At 54.5% G+C, this 24,458-nt stretch carries 8 protein-coding genes; all 8 read left to right on the forward strand.

Annotation, left to right across the window (positions count from 1 at the left end):
* Positions 1 to 196: 196 nt before the first annotated feature.
* Positions 197 to 5,062 carry a carboxypeptidase regulatory-like domain-containing protein gene (locus KJ970_15595; protein MBU2692346.1) on the forward strand — a complete coding sequence of 1,622 codons (4,866 nt, stop codon included), beginning with the start codon at positions 197 to 199 and terminating at the stop codon, positions 5,060 to 5,062.
* Positions 5,063 to 5,358: 296 nt separating this feature from the next.
* Positions 5,359 to 10,194, forward strand: a complete 4,836-nt coding sequence (locus KJ970_15600) for a carboxypeptidase regulatory-like domain-containing protein (GenBank protein MBU2692347.1) — start codon at positions 5,359 to 5,361, stop codon at positions 10,192 to 10,194.
* A 150-nt stretch (positions 10,195 to 10,344) separates the two neighbouring features.
* Positions 10,345 to 15,198 carry a T9SS type A sorting domain-containing protein gene (locus KJ970_15605; protein MBU2692348.1) on the forward strand — a complete coding sequence of 1,618 codons (4,854 nt, stop codon included), beginning with the start codon at positions 10,345 to 10,347 and terminating at the stop codon, positions 15,196 to 15,198.
* A 197-nt stretch (positions 15,199 to 15,395) separates the two neighbouring features.
* Entirely contained in the window at positions 15,396 to 17,156 is a 1,761-nt protein-coding gene (locus tag KJ970_15610) for a hypothetical protein (protein MBU2692349.1), read from the forward strand.
* A complete protein-coding gene (locus tag KJ970_15615) occupies positions 17,153 to 18,877 on the forward strand; it encodes a hypothetical protein (GenBank protein ID MBU2692350.1) in 1,725 nt (574 codons plus the stop codon). Before KJ970_15610 ends, KJ970_15615 begins: the two co-directional genes overlap by 4 nt.
* A gap of 39 nt (positions 18,878 to 18,916) precedes the next feature.
* On the forward strand, positions 18,917 to 19,474 hold the full coding sequence (locus tag KJ970_15620) for a LemA family protein (GenBank protein MBU2692351.1): 558 nt from the start codon (positions 18,917 to 18,919) through the stop codon (positions 19,472 to 19,474).
* Between the two features lie 20 nt (positions 19,475 to 19,494).
* Positions 19,495 to 20,466, forward strand: a complete 972-nt coding sequence (locus KJ970_15625; GenBank protein MBU2692352.1) for a DUF3137 domain-containing protein — start codon at positions 19,495 to 19,497, stop codon at positions 20,464 to 20,466.
* A gap of 264 nt (positions 20,467 to 20,730) precedes the next feature.
* Positions 20,731 to 24,444, forward strand: coding sequence for a T9SS type A sorting domain-containing protein (locus KJ970_15630; GenBank protein ID MBU2692353.1), 3,714 nt, complete (start codon positions 20,731 to 20,733; stop codon positions 24,442 to 24,444).
* The last annotated feature ends 14 nt before the right edge of the window (positions 24,445 to 24,458 follow it).

Raw genomic sequence — 24,458 nt, forward strand, 5'->3', positions numbered from 1 at the left:
AGAGATCTTCCAAGAGCGGATCTTGCGCAGCACTCAGGACACTGAACCTTCCTGGATGAATCCGCCGACGACAACACCTCTTGCTCAACAACCCCTTTATATAATATAATAAATTTGTCTCTTTGGCAATTCACTAACGCAATCGGATGCCGCCGTAAACAGCGAAATCCGATTCCCACCAGAAGGGCCTGCATCAATGAATTCAACAACTTACTCCCGAAATAGGCGCGATTTCGTATTGGGGATAACCCCTAAGGTTGCCCCCTTTCTTTTGGCTGTTTGCTTGATTTTCGCGGCCGCGGCGGGATCAGGCGCCGCCGGAACGTCTCCCGAGGAACCGAGCCGGAGCGCTGGAAAGATGCCCGAATTCCAGGTTCTCCGTTCCGATGATTCCGGCGTCAGTTTCCTGTTTGAGTTGCAGGATCTCTCAATTGAGCAGATTTCTTTGGTGGGGACGGACTTCCATCTGATCGCCATCCCCGGCGGCGAGCTGGCCGGCGGCATCGGATCGCCCGCCCTGCCGACCTTTACACGCCTGGTGGCGGTACCGAACAATGTCGGCGTTTCACTAAGCGTGACCTCCGAGGAAGAGGAACTGCTGAGCGGTTATCGTGTCGCGCCGATGCAGGCGCTTGACGGCGAGGTCGTCGCATATGATCTCGCCGCATACAGCCGGGACAATTTCGGCAGCGTGCCGCTGGCGAAAGAGGGCGCCCCCGCGGTTCTTCGTGATTTGCGGGTTATTCCAATCACATTCCATCCGGTTCAGTGCAATCCGGCGGAAGGCATTTTGAAAATCTCCCGCCGTTTTCGGGTCGATATTGAGTTCGCAGGCGTTGACCTGCGCAATGCGAGCCCCTCTCGCGACCGGCTCATCACACCTTCCTTTGATAATCTTTACCGCAGTGTGATCATCAACTATGAGGAACCGGACCAGAGCCTGATTCAGCCCGGAACCTATATGATTATTTATCCCAATTTAAGCGGCGTCGAGAGCCGGCTTCAGCCGCTGGCCGACTGGCGCGATCGCAAGGGTACCCCTGTGATCATGGTTTCGACCGCTGTCACGGGTACGTCCACAACCAGCATCAAGAATTATATTCAATCTGTTTACAACTCATCTGATCCGCCGCTCGAGTATGTTTGTCTCGCGGGAGACGCCAACGGAACCTACGCCATTCCAACCTTTACCGAAAATCTCAGCGGCTACGGCGGAGAGGGGGATCATCCTTATACCCAGTTGGACGGCGGCGATATTCTGGCTGATGTCCACATTGGACGTCTCACCTTCGGCGATTTGAGCAAAATTGAGATGATTGTCGAGAAGATGGTCGGGTATGAAAGCACACCCTATATGGATGAAACCGATTGGTATACGCGGGGTTGCGTCTGCGGGGATTGGGATACGCAGACCGGGTGGAGCGCCGTCTATGTGAACCAGTGGGTCAAGACGGCGTTGCTGCGGAACAACTATACCGAAGTCGATACCATTTGGTATGAACCCTACGTCTCCGGCATGGTCCAGAAGCTCAATCGCGGCGACACGGTCTTCAGTTATCGCGGCTGGTGGGGCATGAGCGGCTGGAGCAACAGCAACGCCTATACCCTGACCAACAGCTGGAAGATGCCCTTCTGTGTGAATATCACCTGTGATACCGGTTCGTTCGCCTCCGGCACCGCCTTCTCCGAAGGCTTTCTGTTGGCGGGTAGTGTCGGGGCCCCCCGCGGCGGCATCGGCTCCATCGGCACCGCAACGACAGGGACACATACTCGCTATAACAATTGCATGCATTACGGCATTTTCCAAGGACTGCTGTACGATAACATGTACGAGATGGGCGCCGCGCTGAGCCGCGGCAAAATGGAGATGTATCTGAATTACCAGGCGCATGATGCCAACCATGTCACCATTTGGTCCTATTGGAACAATCTCATGGGCGACCCGGCGGGTGAGGTGTGGACCGCCGTGCCGCGCCTCATGTCGGTTTCTTATCCCGCCAACGTCACTCAGGGCACGAATTCCTTCACCGTCACCGTGTCGGATGGACCCCTCCCGGTATCCGGAGCATTGGTCTGCTTGAAGAGAGCCGGGTCGATCTATGAAACGGGTTATACCAACGCCTCAGGCGAGGTGGAACTCCCTATCACCGCCGCTTCAAATGGCGCGGTGCTGGTGACGGCAACAAAGCACAACTACCAGCCTCATCTCGGTTCATTCAACATTATCGACGCCGCGATGATGGTCGGCCTTCAAAGCTCAAACATCGACGACGACACCTCGGGAACCAGCAGTGGAAACAACGATGGCGTTGTCAACCCCGGCGAAAGCATCGAGTTGAGCGTCCAGCTCAAGAACTTCGGTTTTATCTCCGCCTCAGCCGTTGAGGCTCAGCTCACGACAAATGATCCCAATGTCACCTTCACCGATGCCTTTGAGTCCTTCGGAACAATCGGCGGGGGCGCCAGCGCTTGGAGCCTTGATGACTTCGATTTTACGGTCGCGTCCGGTTGCCCCGACGGCCATATCATCCGGTTCAGCCTCGAGGTGTCATCCGGCGCCAACCATTGGCATTCTATGCTGGAGTTGGAGGTCACATCATCCGCGTTGGTGACGCAGGGTATAACATTGTATAATGTCGGCAACTCGGTTCTCGATCCGGGTGAAACCGGACAGCTCAGCATCGCGCTTAAAAATGAAGGCGGCTCCGCCGCGACCGGCGTTACAGCAAACCTGATATCACTGAGCCCCATGGTCAGCGTGCTGGACGCCTCGGCTGGTTACGGCACGATCAATGTCGGCAGTACGGTTGAGAATACCGGCGATCGTTTTGAGGTCTCCGCAGACGGAAACACCTATGCCGGTTATCAAGCCAGTCTGCTTGTGGTGGCATCCTTCTCAGGAGGAAGGCAGGATACCGCGTTTGTGACATTGACCGTCGGAACCCGCAGCAGCGACGATCCGATCGGTCCGGATGGTTACGGCTATTGGGCTTTTGACAATACCGACACATCATACCCCGAGGCGCCGACCTACAACTGGATCGAGATCGATCCGGCCTACGGCGGAAGCGGCACCGCTCTTAATCTGAATGATTCCGGCGAGTACGATGACAAAACTGTAACGGTGAATCTCCCCTTTAACTTTACCTACTACGGCACAAGCTATCCCCGCGCATCGGTCTGTTCCAACGGCTGGATGTCAATGGGCTCGACCTATCTTGTCAATTACCGGAACTGGACGATTCCGGGCGCCGGTAGCCCCAACGCCATGATCGCCCCCTTCTGGGATGATCTCTATAGCACCAACAACAAGATCATCCAGTGGCATGACAGCGCCAATCACCGGTATATCGTTGAGTGGAGCCGCGTCAGAAATCTCAGCGGCGGTAACACCGAGACATTCCAGGTGATCCTCTACGACCCCGCCTACTATCCCACCGACACCGGTGACGGCGAGATCGTTTTCCAGTATGAGACCATCGCCAATGTCGACAGCGGCGATAATTACGCCACGGTCGGCATCGAAAACTATAACCACACCGGCGGGCTGCTTTATTCATTCTGGAATGATTATCCGGCCGGGGCGGCCCCATTGACCTCGGGCCGCGCCATCCGCTTCCTGCCGGTACAGGCGAGCCCAACCGGCACGGTGACCGGCACCATCCGCAATGATTTGAATAATAATCCGATTCAGAACGCCTCTGTGATGATTGTCGAGGAAGGTGATACCTTCGTGACCGGAGCCGATGGGACCTACTCCGGCAACACGGCGCCGGGGACCTATACGGTGATCGCCTCCCACCCGAGCTTTGAACCTGACACCGCCTACAACGTCGCCGTTGTGGAAGGCGAGCAGGTGCAGGTTGATTTCTATCTCACTGATATCGCGGGCCCGCTTCTCACAACGACACTGCACACCGACACAAGCGATCCGAACGGGCCCTATGTCATACCGGTCACCATCGAGGAGTACTCGGGGCTTACCGAAGCGACTCTATACTATAGAACAGAAGGAACGAGTTTCGAATCCGCACCCTTGGCGCATCAAACGGGGAATGAATATGTCGGCGAGATACCGGGACAGGCCTATGGAACATACGTCGAATACTATATCTATGCCCGCGATGCTCTCGGATTGGAATCCACCGATCCCACGGGTGCGCCCGGTGACACCTATGCCTTCTTCGTCATCCAGACGATACAGCTCTTCTTCGACGACATGGAGGCGGATCAGGGCTGGACGGTCGGAGCCGCCGGCGACGACGCGACGACCGGGATCTGGGAACGCGTCGATCCCAACGGCACCTACAACGGCGCGGACGAGATTCAGCCGGAAGACGATCACACGCCCGCTCCGGGCGTAACCTGTTTCGTCACGGGGAACGCGGCTGTGGGCGGCGGGCAGGGTGATAATGATGTTGACGGCGGAACCACGACCTTGATCTCCCCCATCATTGATCTCTCGGGCCAGATCGGCGAGATCACCTTGACCTATTACCGGTGGTACTCCAATGACTCCGGCTCGACGACAAACGACAGCTGGGTTGCGGTCATCACCGATGATGGATCCCAGTGGCATTATCTCGAAAATCTCAGCACCAGCGACCGGAACTGGACGCTGATGGAGTTCAACCTGGGTGACTACATCGATTTCACCAACCAGGTTCAGATCCGTTTCATCGCCTCCGATCTGGGCGATGGCGGGATTGTTGAAGCCGGTATTGATGATGTCGAGATTACGATCTTTGGGACCGCCGGCGCGCCCGATATCCAGCTGCCGGGCGAAACCTTCGCGCTCTATCAAAACACACCGAATCCGGCGTCGTCATCCACGATGATCCGCTTCGCGCTCGGAGCGGACGGCCCGGTGAAGCTGGTTGTTTATGATATCCAGGGCCGAGTCCTCCGCCATTTGATCGATGGCCCGCGTACCGCGGGGCTGCAGTCGGTACTGTGGGATGGAATGGATGGCCTGGGAAACAAAGTGCCCTCCGGTATCTATTTCTACCGCCTCCAGGCCGGCGCGACATCCGACACGAGAAAGATGATCTTCTTGAAATAGGATCAAAATCATTCACGCCTCTCGCGGGGCCCCGGTCGTAAAGCCGGGGCCCTGTGCCTTTAGGAGACCCCGGCTCTCCCTTGCCACAACCCCGTCGGAATGATATAATCCTACAAAATGACCGGGGTGTCCTGGCGTCGCGAATCTTCAGAACTCACCCCCGCCACGGAAAACAATACATTCTTTTATACATTTATGGCGTGTCGCGCCATGGAGGAAATATCGTGAAGATCGGGATGCCATCTCTGGGGAGAACCGTACCGGATAACCCGCCACGGAGGGGGACGAGGGGCGAGATGAGTTCACAGCGACCGGGGAGAGCAAAAGCCACCTCGGTCGTTTTCTTGATGGGATGTTTCCTCGTTTTGCTTTGCCACGGCGGCGGCTTTGCCGACTCAGAAACCCCAAACCTCGCGGAAAGTCCCCGGATCCGGGTCTTGCAATCCGACGAAACGGGCGTCAGCTTCCAGTTTGATCTGCCGGATTTGGTTATCGAGGCGGTCTCCCTCGAGGGAACTGATTTTCACATTCTTTCCATACCCGGTGGCGAACTTTCAGGCGACATCGGGCAACCCGCGTTGCCGACATTTTCCCGGCTCATCAGCATCCCCGATCAATCGGGCCTAAATATAACCCTGACAGTCGAGGAAGAGGAGATCCTCTCCGGCCACAAAGTCATGCCGATGCAGGAGGATCAAGGCACCGTTTTCGCCTATGACCCGGCCGCTTATTCCCGAAACGATTTCGGCGCCACACCGGTCGTTAGGAAGGGCGATCCCGCGATCATGGCGGGCCAGCGGGTTGTGCCGCTGACATTCCAACCGGTTCAATATAACCCGGCGCAAGGAATCCTGAAGATCGCGCGTCAGATCCGCGTTGATGTCGATTTCGCGGGCGTCGACCTGCGCAATAGCCGCACGGATTTTAACCGGCGCGTGACTCCAAGTTTCAACGATCTGTACAAAAGCACCATCATCAATTATGAAGAGCCCGACCAGGCCGAGATAGTTCCCGGAACTTATCTGATGATTTGTCCCAATGACGCACAGGTGATTGCGGAACTCCAGCCCCTGATTGAATGGCGCGAGCGGAAGGGAACGCCTGTTCTCTTCGCGACAACATCTCAGACCGGCACATCGACCTCCGCCATAAAGAGCTATATACAGGGGGTCTATAATTCCGCTGACCCGCCTCTGGAATATGTCTGCCTCGTCGGCGACGGAACCTCTCCTTACCTCATCGCCACATGGAGAGAATCCTTCAGCGGCTACAACGGCGAGGGGGACCATCCCTATACCCAGTTGGATGGAAGCGACATCCTTCCCGATGTCCATATCGGCCGGCTTTCCTTCAATACGCTCGACAAGCTGAAGCTTATCGTCGCTAAAATGGTCAATTATGAAAGCAATCCCTACCTGGATAACACCTCTTGGTATACCCGCGCCTGTCTTGTCGGCGACCCATATGATTCCGGCTACACAACCGTTGTTGTGAATCAGTGGATCAAGACCCGCCTGGTTCAATTGGGGTATGCGCAGATCGATACCATTTGGGATAACCCTTTCGTGACCCAGATGGTGGAAAAGCTGAACAGAGGCGACACGATCTTCAGCTACCGGGGTATCTATGGGATGAGCGGCTGGAGCAATAGCTACGCCTATAGCTTGACCAACGGCTGGATGCTACCGTTTTGCGTCAACCTAACCTGCGATACAGGCTCTTTCGCCTCCGGCACCGCCTATTCAGAGGGTTTTCTCATGGCGGGAACCGGCAACCCTCTCGCTCCCAAGGGCGGAATCGGCTCGATCGGGACTTCCACAACCGGAACCCATACGCGGTATAACAATTGCATGCACTACGGTATTTTCCAAGGCCTGCTTTACGAAGAGCAATACGAGATGGGCGCCACGCTATCCCGCGGGAAGGTGGAGTTTTATCTCAACTACAACCTCTCCCAACCCAACACCGTTAATACCTGGCTCCACTGGAACAATCTTATAGGCGATCCGGCGGGTGAAGTTTGGACCGGCGTGCCGCAGCCTTTAACGGTCGAGTATCCCTCCACTGACCATCTCGGAACAAATTCTTTTGCGGTCACCGTCACGGATCATGGTGCGCCCGTCGCCAACGCGCTGGTTTGTTTCAAGAAGGGAACGGAGTCATATATCACCGGATATACAAATACCGATGGAGAAGTGATCCTTCCCACAACCATTACGACAACCGGCGACATGCTGGTTACGGTAACCAAACATAATTATCAGCCGCATCTCGGTACGGTTTCTATTCTGGATCCGGCCATGTATATTGGTTTTGAGAGTGTGATTATCGATGATGATACTACCGGAGACAGCTCAGGCAACTATGACGGCATTGCCAATCCCGGTGAAACCCTTGAGCTGCGTGTCCAATTGAAGAACCATGGATTCGTCAACGCTTCGGGAGTGACGGCTGTCCTCACAACAAGCGATCCTTTTGTCACCCTCATCGATACCAATGAATCCTTCGGTACTATCAACGGCGGAGCCTCGGCTTGGAGCCTTGAGGACTTCGACATCTCTATCGCTCCGGGCTGTCCCCAGGGTCACATTATTCCATGCGTTCTTGATATCGCTTCCGGCGCCAATGCGTGGCAATCCCTGATGATGATCGAGGTGACTTCCTCAGAACTCGTCGCCGAAGGTTATACGCTTTACAATGTCGGCGGCAACGGGATCCTGGATCCCGGAGAAACCGGGCAGCTCAGTGTTGAATTGACCAACGCGGCCGGAGCGCTCGCGATCAACGTTGCCGGCACGCTTGTTTCATTGTCTCCCGGCATTACTGTCACCGACGATACCGGTTCCTTCGGGACCATCGCCGTCGGCAACAGCGGCGAGAATACGGGCGACCTATTTGAGGTTCAGGCGAACAGCATGGTATTTCCCGGTTATTTGGCGAATTTCATGGTCGTGACGGAATTCTACCCCGGTCGCCATGACACTTCCTATGTGAATTTTACCGTCGGGACCAGGGCCACCGACGATCCAATCGGTCCGGATCAATACGGCTATTGGGCCTTTGACAATACAGACACCTACTATCCTGAAGCACCCATATACGAATGGATCGAAATCGACACGGGAGAGGGCGGAGACGGAACTCTTATCTATTTCAACGATCTCGGCCAATATCAGGACCAATCCAAAACAATCAATATTCCCTTCCCATTCTCCTACTATGGGACTCCGTATACCTTGGCCACAGTGTGCACAAATGGCTGGATCGCCATGGGATCGAGCTATCTTACAAATTTCCGAAACTGGACGATCCCTGGAGCCGGCGGACCCAACGGCATGGTGGCGGTTTTCTGGGATGATCTTTTTCAGAGCGGCGGCGGCGAAATCTATCAAAAATATGATAGTGCGAATCATCGGTGGATCGTGGAGTGGAGCCGCATGCGAAACCTTTACAATGGTTCTACAGAGACATTCGAAGTCATCTTTTATGATCCGGCCTACTATTCAACCGACACGGGAGATGGTATCATCGTCTTCCAATACCTCACCATCGCCAACGTGGACGGTTTAAACGGCTATGCAACTGTCGGGATAGAAAATGCCGATCATTCTGATGGTTTGTTATACACTTATTGGAATCAATATCCACTAGGCGCTGCGACTCTGGCCGCCGGTCGCGCCATCAAATTCCTGCCGGCGGCTATTGGTCCTACCGGAACAGTAACCGGTACGGTGCGCAATGAACTGAACAGCGCCCCGATTCAAAACGCCATGGTGACCATCCTTGAGAACGGCCGAAGCTGGGTTACCGGCCAGGAGGGAACATATGTCGGCGGAGCGTCCGCGGGTGTCTACACCCTGGTCGCCCAACACGAGAGCTTTGAGCCCGACACAAGCTACAATGTTCTGGTTGAGGAAGGCGGGATTGTCACGATCGATTTCAATCTGACCGACGTCGGCGGCCCTGTGATCACAACGACCACGCATCCATCAACCGACGATGAGATCGGACCCTACCCGATCCCGGTCAGCATTGAGGAGTATTCCGGATTATCGGAACTAACGCTTTTCTACACCACCAACGGCTCCGATTACTCAACCCTGCCGGTCAACCATCAATCCGGCGATGAGTATCTTGCGGAAATTCCGGGCCAGGACTACACGGCCTTTATCGGGTATTACATTTACGGCCGGGACGGGCTTGGAAACGAATCCTTCGATCCGCCGGGCGGCGCATTGGATCCGTATAGCTTCTATGTTGTCCCGGTGGTCGAGTTCTTCAACGATGATCTGGAATCGGAGCAGGGATGGACGGTCGGAGCCCCCGGTGATAACGCCACGACCGGGATATGGATTCGGTTGGATCCCAACGGAACCTGGGCCGAAGACATGCCGGTGCAACCCGAGGACGACAACACGCCCACTCCGGGAACACGCTGTTACATTACCGGAAACGGTTCAGTGGGCGGCAGCCAAGGCGAAAACGATGTCGATGATGGGACGACAACCTTGTTCTCGCCGGTGATCGATCTCTCTTCCGCCGAAGGGATGGTTATGCTCCGGTATTATCGGTGGTACACGAACAATACCGGTTCGGCGGTTGACGACTCCTGGGTTGTCAAGATAACCGACAATGGCTCGGATTGGGTCGAGTTGGAAAATACCTCTGAGTCCGCCCGGTATTGGAGGCTGATGGAGTTTAATCTGAATCAGTACATTGATCTTACAAATCACGTACAGGTGCAATTCATCGCCTCGGACCTCAATAGTGGAAGTATCGTAGAGGCTGGTGTGGATGATATGGAGTTTGTTTTCGCCGGTATCAGCGGAACACCCGCCCCCACCGGCACCACGCCGGTTTTCCTCCTCTCCCAGAATTCCCCCAATCCGGCGGCCGCCACAACGACGATCCGGTTTATTTTGGATCGTGAAGGACCGGCGGAGCTCCTGATCTATGATGTGCGGGGCCGTGTTTTGCGGCGCCTGATCGACGGTCCACGGAATGCGGGGGTGCAATCGGTGCTCTGGGACGGGTTGGACGGCAGGGGCCGATCCGTACCGCCCGGTATCTATTTCTACCGTCTAAAGACGGATCGGGATGAGGCAACCAAGAAAATGGTGATCATGAGGTAGTCGATCTCCCTCATGATTGGTATAATTCTACACAAAGGCTGGGGGTGTCCTTGCGTCGCGAACAGCAAGCCTTCCAACCCGGATAATTCCTGAGCCGAGCCGGAAAGTGGACGGCGCCATTCTGTTTACGCCATCAAACAAGGAGGAGTTGTGAAGTCTTGCGCGACTTTTTGGGGGGGATCCGCGTCTTGCGGGCAGAAGTGGTTGACGGGCATTCTAACCCTGACCGGTCTTTTCCTGGCTCTCTTCGCGATTCAGGGGTTCGCCGAGGAGATCCCAACCAGTGAATTGGGCAGAACGCCCGAGATTCAGATCCTTCATTCCGACGACGCCGGCGTCAGCCTGCGATTCGAACTGATCGACCTGGTCACTGAAACGGCCACGATCGATGGGACGGAATGGAAGATGCTGGCGATCCCCGGCGGCGATCTCGCCGGTGAGATCGGCCGGCCGGCCCTGCCGACCTTCTCCCGCCTTGTCTCCATCCCCAATCAATCGGGGGTGGACATCTCCGTGACCATCGAGGAAGAGGAGACAAGGACCGGATATCGCGTCATGCCGATGCAGGGAAACGATGGGGACAGCTTCGCCTATGATGCCGCGGCTTATGATCTCGATGATTTCGGCTCCACCGCCGCCGCGATGACCGGTGACCCCGCGATCCTCAGGGATCAGCGCGTGGTGACTTTAACATTCCAGCCCGTTCAATACAATCCGGCGCAAGGGATCATCAAGGTCGCGCGCCGAATCCGTGTCGATGTCCAATTCGCCGGCGTTGATCTGCGCAACTCACTCGATAATACCAACCGGCGCATTACTCCAAGCTTCAACAAGTTATACCGCAGCACCATCCTCAATTACGTGGAACCTGATCGCGCCGATATCGTGCCGGGATCCTATCTATTGATTTGCCCCAACGACGCCGCCGTCATCAATCTTCTTCAGCCGCTCATTGAATGGCGGGAACGCAAGGGAGCCCCGGTGATCCTGGCAACCACGGCGGAAACCGGCGCCAGCGCCGCCAATATTTTGAGCTATATTCAAACCGTCTACGCTTCATCCGATCCGCCTCTCGAGTTTGTCTGCCTCGTGGGAGACGCCAATGGGACGTATGCGATCCCCACTTGGTTCGAATCGTATAGCGGCTACAACGGAGAAGGAGACAATCCCTATACATTGCTGGCGGGTGGAGATGTCCTCTCCGATATTCATATCGGCCGGATCTCCATCGCCAGTCTGAGCGAGCTCGAGCTGATCGTCGCCAAAACGGTCGGCTATGAAAGCGAGCCTTACATGGAGGAAACGGATTGGTACAAGCGCGCCTGTCTGGTCGCTGACACCTCGCCCTCCGGTTGGAGCTGCGTAACGGTCCAACAGTGGATTAAAACCCGCCTGATCGAGATGGGTTATACAGATATAGATACACTTTGGCCGGAACCTGTACCTCCCGACATGATCACTGAGCTCAACAAAGGGGACACATTTTTCAGTTATCGCGGTTACCTGGGGATGAGCAGCTGGAGCAGCAGTAATGCCTATTCATTAACCAATGGATGGAAAATGCCCTTCTGTGTGAATATCACCTGCGATACCGGCTCTTTTGCCAGCGGGACAGCGCGTTCGGAGGGATTTTTGCGGGCCGGAAGCGTCAATCCGATAACGCCCAAAGGCGGCGTCGGCTCTATCGGAACCGCCACCACCGGAACTCACACCCGGTATAACAATTGTATGCACTACGGCATCCATCATGGAATGCTCTACGACGAACTTTACGAGATGGGTGCGGCTTTGACCCGCGGCAAGGTAGAGATGTACATCAACTATCAACTGCGCGAACCGACTAAGGTGCAAATATGGAGCCACTGGAACAATCTTATGGGTGACCCGGCGGGTGAAATATTCACAGATATCCCCGTCGAACTATCAGTGAATCATCCGGCCTCTCTCTATAGAGGAGCAAATTCCCTTGCGGTAAGCGTAACCGCCGGCCCCCTGCCTGTGGCCGATGCGCAGGTTTGCCTCCTCAAGGATGGAGAAACGTATATCGTCGGATACACCGACGGCAACGGCGAAGTAGAGCTTCCGATTGTGACAGACGCGGCGGGAGATCTTCTTGTAACCGTAACCAAGCACAATTGCCTGCCCTATTTGGCCACCGTGCCGGTAACCAACCCAACGCTCTTTGTCGGATTTGAAAGCTTCACCATTGATGATGACACTTCCGGCGAGAGCCAAGGCGACAACAACGGCCTGCCGAACCCGGGCGAGACAATCGAGCTTCCCGTTCAGGTCAAGAATTTCGGCACATCGAGCGCCGCCAGCGTCACGGCGACCCTCACAACCGATGATCCCTACATCACGATCACCGATGGAAATGAAGCCTTCGGCACAGTTGCGGGCGGTGCGTCCGTATGGAGCGCCGACGATTTTGACTTCACGATCGATCTTGGGTGTCCGCATGGGCGTGTCATCCAGTTCGCCCTGGAAGTCAGCTCCGGCGCCACCAGTTGGCATTCGCTGGTTGAGGTTGAGGTTATCTCGGCGGATCTTCAATTCCAGGACTTCCGTGTCGAAGACGGCTTCAACGGTATCCTTGACCCCGGAGAGACAGCGGGACTAAGGCTCAAGATATACAATGGGGGTGGTATCACGGCTGAGAATGCTGTTGGGACCCTCGTTTCCCTCAGCCCGCTGATCACGGTGACTGACGCCGCCGGCACTTTTGGATCGATCCCCGCCGGCCTGGCCGGCGATAATTTGAGTGACCTGTTCGAGGTGCATGCCGACAACGGCGCCCACCCGGGCTACCAAGCTCATTTCCTGGCTTATATGGAATTCTCCGGCGGGATGAAAGATACCGTCTTTGCCCAAATCACGGTCGGAAACCGCACTGTGGGCGACCCCATCGGGCCCGATGCCCACGGTTATTGGGCCTTTTATAATACCGACGTTAATTACACCGAGGCACCCACCTATAACTGGATCGAGATCGATCCGAATTACGGCGGCGATGGCGTCGAAATCTCTCTCAGCGATTTCGGCGAATACCAGGATGATTCGAAGACCCTCGATATTCCCTTCCCGTTTATGTATTACGGCGAGACCTTTACCCGCGCCACTGTTTGTTCAAACGGCTGGATGGCGATGGGTTCGACCTATCTCAACAACTACCGTAATTGGAATATCCCCGGCGCCGGAAGTCCGCAGGATATGCTGGCTGTATTCTGGGATAACTTGTACCGCACCGGCAACGCCGCCGTCTATCAGAAATTCGACGCCGCGAATCACCGGTGGATTGTTCAATGGAGCCGGATGAGACATTTTGATACGGGCGCCACAGAAACGTTCCAGGTCCTCCTTTATGATCCCGCGCATTATCCAACCAGTTCCGGTGACGGCGAGATTGTTTATCAATATGAAACAATCGTCAACAATGACAGCGGGGAGAATTACGCTACCGTTGGGATTCAGAATCACACACAGACCGATGGCTTACTCTATACCTATGCGAACAGCTACCCGACAGGCGCGGCAGCCCTTGCCGCCGGACGGGCGATCCGGTTTATGCCGATTACCGCCGAGCCGACCGGGGGAATCGCCGGAACGGTTCGTAACGACTATAACAACAATCCGATCGAGAGCGTCAATGTAAAGCTTCTGGAAACAGGGACCAGCTGGAACACAACCGCCGCCGGAACCTATTCGGGCTCCGCCCCTGAAGGAATCTATACGGTGATCACGACACATTCGAGTTTTGATCCCGATACGACGTATAACGTTGAGGTTATCCTGGGCCAGCAGGTCACGGTTGATTTCTATCTCACTGATATCGCCGCCCCGGTGATCACGACAACCCAGCATCTCACGACAAATGATACCGAAGGGCCGTATGAGATCCCGGTGACGATCGAGGAATATACCGGTGTGACATTGGCCACATTGTTCTACAGAACCGGCGGCCCCGATTGGACACCTGTGCCCCTTACACACATCTCCGGCCACGAGTATCTTGGCGAGATTCCGGGACAGGATTATACGACCTATGTTGAGTATTATATCTACTCACGGGACAACCTCGGTTATGAAACCTACGATCCGGCGGGCGCGCCGATTCTTTACTACGGCTTCCTCGTTGCGCCGGCGGTGCAGCTCTTTATGGATGATCTCGAAACAAATCAGGGGTGGACCGTCGGCGCCCCGGGTGACGATGCGACGACCGGAATCTGGGAGCGGGTCGACTCCAACGCCATCTGGGAGGGCGAATACGAGGTTCAGCCTGAAGATGATCATACTCCCGATCCGGGTGTCCTGTGCTTCGTTACCGGAAACGCCCCTGAGGGTTCAGCCCAGGGTACCAACGACGTGGATGGCGGCACGACGACCCTATTCTCACCGGTGATCGACCTTTCCTCCATGTCCGGAACCGCCAACCTGACCTACTATCGTTGGTACTCATGCGACACAGGATATTCGACAGACGACGTTTGGATTGTTCAGATAACAGATAATGGAACCGATTGGGTCTCTCTGGAAAACACGGGAACCAGCGATCGCAGTTGGAGGAAGATGGATTTCATCCTCAATAACTATGTCGACCTCACCGATCACATACAGGTCAAATTCATCGCCTCGGATCTTGGAACGGGGGGCGTTGTAGAAGCGGCTGTCGATGATTTTGAGATCCTCTTTACAGGGACCAGCGACGTGGCGGAGGAAGCGAGCCCCGCGCCCTTCCTCCTCTTCCAGAATCATCCGAACCCCGCTTCATCCTCGACGACGATCCGGTTCGCCTTGGATTCCGAGGGGCCGGTGCATTTGGTCCTTTACGATATTCAAGGACGCGTCCTGCGGCACCTGATTGACGGGAACCGCAAAGCCGGGATGCAATCGATCCTTTGGGACGGGCGGGATGGATCCGGAAACAAGGTTCCATCGGGGATCTATTTCTACCGGATTCAGACCGCGGATCAGTCGGCAACGAGGAAGATGATATTCATCCAGTGACCCACGGGTCATCCATATACCGGTCCAGGCCGGTATTGATTCAAAATAGGCGGCTCCTGCGATGGGGCCGCCTATTTCATGCTATTTTCTCATGTGTCACTTCCAACCAAAGTGCTAAGGTTCTGTTCATATGGAATAAAAATGACACGGTGATCTCCAGGCCGCCAAAAGCTCATTTTAACCCTACCGGAGGAATTATGGTTCGATACCTCATTCTGGCCTTCGCCGCCGGACTCCTTCTTTTGGCGCCCCTTTTTCCGGCGCCCCTCTTCTCGGGACAAGAAGCGGTTGCGGCGGCTATTCCAGGCACTGGGATCCTGGATATCTTGCAGACTGAGCTGACCCGGTCGATGGACAACCTGTCCTCGGCCTCCGAGATCCCCCTCTATTACCTTCAGTATGCTGTAACGGAGCAATGTTCTTTCAACCTCTCCATGAGCAATGGGGGATTCGAGGCTCCGCATGCCATGCATGAACGGTTTCTGGATGTCGATCTCAGAGTTGGATCCATGGATCTGGACAATACGCACGAAATCCGTGGCGGCAATTGGCGCGACAACTATGACGGCCGCCGGGTTATCTATTTCCCATTGGATAACGACCCCGGATCGATCGCCGCGGCGCTCTGGAGTGAAACGGAGTACCAATACCGCAAGGCCCAGGAACGCTACACAAAGGTCTTGAGCAATAGACAGGTCATGGTCGAGGAAGAGGACCTTTCCAATGATTTTTCGCCTGGAGAACCGCATCAATTCACCGAAGCCATCTCTATTGCGCAATATGATGAGAAGTATTGGCGGGATGTCATAGGCTTGGCCGGGAGGTATTTTGCCTCCGTCCCCTTCGTCAAAGAATCGCAGGTCAGATTTTCCGTGCAGGATAACGCCACCTACCTGGTCAATAGCGACGGGGACCGGTTACAGCATGGCAATCACTATCACCGCCTGTCCCTCTCCATAGAGGGAATGGCTGAAGACGGCATGGTTCTGAATCGATCGCATTATTATGCCGCGGCGGCGATCACCAACTTCCCGGATGCCGAAACCATCATGGCCGACGCGGAGCGCCTTGTTACGGAGTTGGAGCTCTTGATCAACGCGCCGATGGTCGAGCCCTATATCGGTCCAGCCATTCTCCGCCACAGGGCCAGCGGCGTTTTTTTCCACGAAATCTTCGGGCATCGGATTGAAGGCCATCGGCAGAAGAGCGAGAGCGAGGGGCAAACCTTCACAAAAAAAGTCGGACAGCAGATTCTCCCCGAATTTATAAGTGTTTATGACGACGCAACGCTCCAACAATTCAACAATGATGATCTTCGGGGGTACTACAAATTCGACGACGAGGGTACGCCGGCGGAGCGGGTCACCGTGGTTGAGAAGGGCGTCCTGAAGAATTTTCTAACGAGCCGCTCGCCTATCAATAATTTCCCCAAGAGTAACGGCCATGGCCGGAGGCAGGCGGGATACGATGTCGTCGCCCGCCAAGGGAACCTGGTCATAGAGTCGGAGAGAAGGGTTCCCTATAGTGAACTGCGGGCCATGTTAATAGAAGAATGCAAGCGGCAGAACAAACCGTACGGCCTCATTTTCGACGATATCTCAGGCGGATTCACGATGACGGGGCGCGGCGGACCCCAGGCCTTCAAGGTGAATCCCCTTTTGGTGTATCGGGTTCATACCGATGGCCGGCCGGATGAGGTTGTAAGAGGTGTCGACATTGTCGGTACGCCGCTGACCTGCTTCAGCAAGATTCTGATGGCGGCGCAGGATGACGCCGTATTTAACGGCACCTGCGGCGCGGAATCAGGGAATGTGCCCGTTTCCGCCATTTCTCCAAGCCTTCTCGTCGCGGAAATCGAGGTTGAAAAACGCCGGAAGGGCCAGGATCGCCCCCCTATCTTGCCGCCGCCGTTATTGGAAGGATCCAAAGAAGAATCCGAAGGGGGGGAGATGCCATGAGAACATTTCATCGTCTCATACTGGTCTTCGCGGCGCTGCTGTCGTTTCAATCGGCCGCCCATTGCACCGAACCGGTGGATCCCGTTTTCACGGCAATGGAATCGGAGCTTCATCGATCCATAAATCACCTGTTTTTCGACGAGATGCCGAAACCATATTTTTTAAGCTATAAAATTCAAGATAACGATTACATCCACGTCGCCTCGCGATACGGCGCTCTAACCCACTCAAGCCGCCAGCAAAATCGATACCTGACGATCGATCTCCGTGTCGGCAATCCCGCCCGCGATAACAGCTACTTTGTTCGCGACTGGCGGGATTTATACAATATGCGGGATGAATTGCCTATTGATGATGATATTCAAGGCCTGAGACATCACCTCTGGCTTCTCACCGATACGGCATACAAAACCGCCCTTGAAAACCTATCACGAAAAGAGGCGTATCTGCAGGCCAACCCCCCCAAGGAAGAGATCCCGGATATGAGCGTCGCAGAGCCCAATATCTATCTGGAAGAACCAATGCTGTTGAAGACGACCCCGGAGGAATGGGAAAAGGAGGTCACTTCAATCGCGGAAGTTCTGCGGGAATTCAGGGAGCTTCAGGATTGGTCTGTTGAATATATCGGGGTGTCGGTTAATAAGCGTTTTATAAACTCCGAAGGCAGCCGGACATTGAGCGGATATCTGTACCAGTACCTCGAAGTGAAGGCGACAGCGCAGGCGTCCGACGGACAGCGTCTCTCCAATTTCTATCGCATCGCCCTGCGTGATGACGATCCATTGCCAGCAAGAGAAAAACTAACCGCAGATGTTCGCAAGATGGCCATCGAGCTGCAGGAGATGGTTTCCGCACCGGCGCTGGATGAATATGCGGGCCCCGTCCTCTTTGAAGGGTATGCGGCGGCCCAGTTCTTCTCGCAGCTTTTTATAAGTCAACTGTCCCCGGCTCGCGCGCCCCTGGTCGCCGAGGAGTGGATAAAGGACCAACTCCCGGATTCAAAACTGGCGGGGAAATTGAATCGCAGGATCTTCCCCGAATTCATCACCGTGACCGATGAGCCCAGCCGGAAAAAATGGGAGGGCGCCGCCTGTCTGGGACACCGTTCAGTCGACGATGAGGGGGTTCCTTGCCGTGATATCGCCCTCGTCAAGGCGGGGCGGCTTACCACCCTGCCGATGACCCGGCGGCCGATAAAGAAGCTTGCAGAGACAAACGGCCATGCAAGATCCTTGCAGAATCAATGGACAGTTCCTGGAATCACCACTTTGGTGATCAAATCAGATAAAACCAACAAAGATCTTCATAATGAGCTAAGGCGGCTCTGCAAGGAATTCGGAAATGAATACGGCCTCTTGATAACACGTATAGATGATCCGGATGTCTCCCGTCCCTATCAGTGGACGGAACAGAATAATGATGGCAACGCCTTGCTGACATCCCCCATTATCATGTACTGCGTTTATGCCGATGATGGGCGCATCGAACCCGTTCGCGGCCTCGGCTTCGATGAGGTAACGATCCGCTCCCTGCGCGACGTTGTGATCATGGGCAAGGATCCAAAGCTGTTTAATTTCAGGCAGACAACCGGCTTCTCCGGCATTCGGTACCCTGCTTCAATTATCACGCCCTCCATACTTATTGAAGAGATGGAGTTTAAGGACGCCATGATTCGGGAGCCGCTTCCTTTGACCCAAAACCCGATATTTTTAAAAGAATAGCCGGCGGCGCATTGCCTGCCGGACAAAAAGGAGATGAACATGCTCATAATTCTTGGACTTATCTTTGTTGTGCTGATTACGATTTTTATTATGTACAACAGCCTTATCGGGAAAAAGAACCAGGTCGAAAACGCCTTCGCCGGCATTGATACGCTGCTTAAGAAACGTTATGACCTTATTCCGAATCTCGTGTCCGCTGTGAAGCAATATATGAAGCATGAGGCCGGTGTCTTGACAGAAATCACAGAACTTCGCGCAAAGGCGACATCCGGCACCCTTTCTTCCGATGAAGCCGTCGATCTTAACAATAAAATCGGTCGGGCCCTAGGCGGCATCATGGTGGCCGTTGAAAACTATCCGGATCTCAAGGCCAGTGAAAACTTCCAGCAACTGCAACGTACGCTTAACGAAGTTGAAGAGCAGATCTCCGCGGCCAGAAGATCGTTTAACGCATCTGTTACAGATTTCAACAATGCTGTTGAGATGTTCCCGACCAATATCATGGCAGGCATGATGGGCTATAAAAGACGGCAACTCTTTGAAATTCCGGAATCCGAACGCCAAAACCCGAATGTCGGTGACCTGTTCAGGGCATAAAACCAACGGCTGGTAAGTATATGAAGACAATTGCTGAGTTTCAGCAGCACTATGAAAAAGATCTGAAACCGGTTCTCCTGGAACTCGAGGGGTGGCGCGCAAGGATCAGCAGGAAGTTCGTGCGGATCGCGTCCGCCATTATCATTGCGGGTGGTCTTCTGATCTTTGCATTGTACTTGATAAATGCACCGGATTGGCTTCTATTCATAACGGCCGGATTGAGTTTTGTCGCCATCATGATCTTCTACGCGCGCCTGACCGTAAAATTCGTCGCTGAATTCAAACGCAGAATCGTCGGCGATATCGTGAAATACCTGGACCCCAGCCTCGCTTACTCGCCCACTGGTCACGTTACGCAGCAACAATTCGTTGCCAGCCGCATCTTCAAGCATCAGATTGACCGTTACGGCGGGGAGGATTGCGTTTCGGGAAAGCTCGATGCAACAGCCATTAAGTTTTCTGAAATACATGCCGAGTACAAAACCGAACATACGGACAGCAAGGGCCGGCGCCGCACAGAATGGCACACAATATTCAAAGGATTATTTTTTATTGGGGACTTCAACAAAAATTTCAATGGTGTTACAGTCGTTCTTCCCGACACGGCGGAGCGGCTTTTTGGATTTCTCGGAAATAAATTCCAGAACGTTTTCAAGCACCACGGTGAATTGGTAAAGCTTGAGGATCCAGAGTTCGAAAAGCTCTTTGTTGTTTATGGCGACGACCAAATCGAGGCAAGGTATATCCTTTCTACCAGTCTTATGCGGCGAATTGTAGAATTTAAAAAGAAGACCGGATATAATATCTATATCTCGTTTGTGAATTCCAATGTGAATGTGGCGATCACGACGCGGAAAAATATGTTTGAGCCTCGGATTTTCAGCACCCTGATGGATTTCGAGCTCGCCCGGGAGTATTTCGAGGATCTCCAATTGGCGACCGGAATTGTCGACGATCTAAACTTGAATACCCGAATTTGGACAAAAAGCTGATCCCGTCATCATTCCGCCGCCACGGGACTCGTCCTTGGAAAAGCTTCGAGAGAATGCCGTAACGCATTGATTCACAATCGCCTGCGACGCTCTCAGGGGACATCCTAACCTATGTGGGAGCCCATTCGACAATTCCCCCTTCTTTGTAGTATAATTGATAACAACTGACTGGATGGCAGTGACTTAGCCACGTCATCCGTGTCTCAGTCCCTCAGCTGTTTAAACGGCCGTATGGTGCCTGTTCTTTTACATGGAGGGGAAGCTGTGAAGCGTCGCGCTATCAATACAGGGATTTGCATCCTTTTGTTACTGGTATCAGGTTTCAGTACTTCGCCCGCGCTCGCCGGCTCACTGCAGGCGCTGCAAGGGCAAAGTCCGGAGATTCAAATTCTTCAATCAGGTGATGATGGGTTCCAGCTTCTCTTTGAGCTGCCGGAAATCACGATGGATCCGGTCACTCTGAATGGATTGAATTTTCAGGAAATCGCGATCCCCGGGGGGGGGTTGTCCGGCGTCGAGGGGGAGCCGGCTCTCCCAACCTACACACGCCTGATCGCGATTCCGAACCAATCCGGTGTCAGCATCACCTTTAACGCCGAGGAGGAAGAACTCCTCGCGGGATACAGGGTCATGCCCCTGCAGGGTGCCAATGAAACGGACCTCTTGTATAGTCCCGAATCGTATCTGCGCGACGACTTCGGCGACATGCCGCTGGCTGAAATCGGTGACCCGGCGATCCTCAGAGATTTCCGTGTTATTCCGCTGACCTTCAGGCCGGTTCGGTACAATCCCGCCCGGGATGAGTTGCTGATCACGCGCCGGCTTCATGTCAATGTGCAATTTGCGGGCGTCGATTTACGTAATTCCCGCGAACCCAACATGCGGCACATCACGCCCAGCTTCAACCAGCTTTACAAGAGCGTTATCCTTAACTATGAAGAACCCGATCCCGCGACCATTATGCCCGGAACGTATCTCATTATCTGCCCCAACATCGCGGGCGTCATCAGCCGCTTGCAACCGCTTGTCGATTGGCGGACACGGAAGGGATCTCCGGTTATCCTGACAACCACCGCTGAGACGGGCACCAGCGCCAGCTCCATAAAGAATTATATACAGACCGTCTATAACACCGCCGACCCGCCCTTGGAGTTTGTCTGCCTGGCCGGTGACGCGACGACACCCTATCAGGTGAATACTTTTACGGAATACCTCTCCGGATACTACGGCGAGGGAGACCATCCTTACACCCAATTGGAAGGCGGCGATGTGCTTGCCGATGTTCATATCGGCCGGATCACCTGCAGCAGCCTGGATCATTACGAACTAATCGTCGGAAAGACCGTTGGGTATGAAAGCACGCCCTATATGGATGAAACCGATTGGTTCACCCGTGGCTGCGTCGTGGGAGACCAATACAATCAGACCGGGATCTCGGCGGTCTATGTCAACCAATGGGTGAAGACGGGATTGTTGAAGCTCGGCTACACCGAGGTCGACACAATTTGGACGGAATCCTTCGTTGCCAAAATGCAGCAGAAGCTCAACCGCGGGGATACGGTCTTCAGTTACCGCGGCTGGTGGGGGATGAGCAGCTGGAGTAACAGTTACGCTTACGCGCTGACAAACGGCTGGAAGATGCCTTTCTGCGTTAACATTACCTGCGACACCGGATCCTTCGCATCCGGCACAGCCTTCTCCGAGGGATTCCTTCGTTCGGGAAGCGTGAGCCCTACACTCGTGCCCGGCGGCGGGGTCGGATCGATCGGCACGGCGACGACCGGGACGCACACACGCTATAACAATTGCATGCACTATGGGATCTTCCAGGGATTGCTGTACGAACAACAATTCGAGATGGGCGCCGCGCTGACCCGCGGTAAGATGGAAATGTTTCTGAATTACAACAAGGATGAGCCCACCAAAGTCGAAATCTGGTCGCACTGGAACAACCTGATGGGCGATCCCGCTGGAGAGGTCTGGACCGCCGTTCCCAGGATTCTGACGGTAACTCATCCGTCATCCATTTACCGCGGAACAAACAGCTTCGCTCTCACGGTCAAAGATGGGCCATTTACTGTGGCGCATGCACAGGTCTGCCTGCTGAAAGAAGGCGAGACGTATGTCGTGGGGTACACAGATTCCAACGGCCAAGTAGAGCTTCCCATCACCGCCGAGACAACAGGGGATCTGCTTGTCACCGTGACACAACACAACAAGCACCCCTATCTCGCCACCGTCCCTGTTACCGACCCGGTGCTTCTCGTCTCCTATCAGAGTTCCACCATTGATGACGACAATACCGGCACGAGCTCCGGAAATAATGACGGATTGATAAACCCGGGCGAAACCATTGAGCTGACGGTTCAGGTACGGAATTACGGATATATCAACGCCACCGGCGTGACGGCGGCCCTGTCATCCGACGATCCGTATGTGACGATCACCGACGGTACGGAAACCTTCGGAGATATCTCCGGGGGCGCCAGCGCCTGGAGCGCCGATGATTTCGATATCGAAATCGGCCTCGGATCTCCCAATGACCGCACGCTCAGGTTCGATTTAGATGTGACGGACGGCGGCAACTATTGGCATTCCATTCTTGAGTTAAAAATCACCGCCGCGGAATTGGCGATGGAATCGTATAACCTCCACAATGTCGGGGGCGATGAGATTCTGGATCCGGGCGAGACAGGGGAGCTCAGTGTAAAACTCAAGAATACCGGCGCCGCCATCGCATCGAATGTCACCGGCACACTCGTTTCGTTAAGTCCCGTCATCGAAGTGCTCGATGCAGCAGGAAGCTTCGGCACTATCAACATCGGAGCCACCGGCGACAATGCTGCTGATCACTTTGGGATTAGCGCCAGCTCTCATGTCTATCCAGGATACTTGGCAAATCTAGCGATCACTACAGAGTTCTCGGGCGGCGTGCGCGATACATCCTACGTCGGCGTTACCATCGGCACCCGCGCCGCCGGTGATCCGATCGGCCCCGACCTCTATGGTTATTGGGCCTTTGATAATACCGATACAGCCTATGACAAGGCGCCGGCCTACAATTGGATTGAAATTGATCCGGGTTACGGTGGGTATGGCCAACAGGTCACGCTGGGGGATTATGGAGACTCCCAGGATAAATCGACCACCGTCGATATCCCATTCGCCTTCCAGTACTACGGACGGTCGTTTAGCAGGGCGACCATCTGCTCGAATGGGTGGATGTCGATGGGCTCGACATATCTTGTTAATTACCGCAATTGGACAATTCCCGGTGCGGGAAGCCCGAACTCAATGCTGGCTGTCTTTTGGGACGATCTGCAGGAGGTCAGCGGCGGCAAGGTCTTCCAATTGTATGATTCCCAAAATCATCGCTGGATCGTGCAGTGGAGCCGGATGAGAAACAATGTTGGAGCCGCAACCGAAACATTCCAGGCGATCCTCTACGATCCCGGCTACTACCCGACGGACACGGGAGACGGCATCATAGTCTTTCAGTATCACACGATTTCAAATATCGACTCCGGCGGCAACTATGCCACCGTCGGCATCGAAAACGAAACACATACCGACGGGCTTCTGTACACCTTCTGGAACAGTTATCCCCAGGGGGCGGCGTCTCTCGCAAGCGGGCGCGCGATACGTTTTGAACCGGTAAATCTTCAGGGCTCGGATGTCGCTGATCTCGAGGCTGATCGGCTCTCTTTCGCCCTTTACCAAAATCAACCGAATCCGGCATCCGCAACGACCACCATCCGGTTTACATTGGACCGCCCGGGTCCGGTCGATCTCGCCATTTATGATGTCCAAGGTCGTATTTTGAGGCATCTGGTTAATGAGCCTCTCAATACCGGGATGCAATCGATTGTGTGGGACGGCCTTGATCGCAGCGGCCATCCCGTGCCATCGGGAATCTATTTTTATCGTCTTAAGGCGGGAGAGCGGAATGCGACCCGCCAGCTTATTTTCCTTAAATAGTATTTTCTGAAATA

Source organism: Candidatus Eisenbacteria bacterium (genome assembly GCA_018831195.1).
GTDB lineage: Bacteria > Eisenbacteria > RBG-16-71-46 > CAIMUX01 > JAHJDP01 > JAHJDP01.

Coding starts and splice junctions, on each gene's coding strand:
- KJ970_15600 (MBU2692347.1), top strand. CDS start 5,359: ATGAGTTCACAGCGACCGGGGAGAGCAAAAGCCACCTCGGTCGTTTTC.
- KJ970_15625 (MBU2692352.1), top strand. CDS start 19,495: ATGAAGACAATTGCTGAGTTTCAGCAGCACTATGAAAAAGATCTGAAA.
- KJ970_15595 (MBU2692346.1), top strand. CDS start 197: ATGAATTCAACAACTTACTCCCGAAATAGGCGCGATTTCGTATTGGGG.
- KJ970_15610 (MBU2692349.1), top strand. CDS start 15,396: ATGGTTCGATACCTCATTCTGGCCTTCGCCGCCGGACTCCTTCTTTTG.
- KJ970_15620 (MBU2692351.1), top strand. CDS start 18,917: ATGCTCATAATTCTTGGACTTATCTTTGTTGTGCTGATTACGATTTTT.
- KJ970_15615 (MBU2692350.1), top strand. CDS start 17,153: ATGAGAACATTTCATCGTCTCATACTGGTCTTCGCGGCGCTGCTGTCG.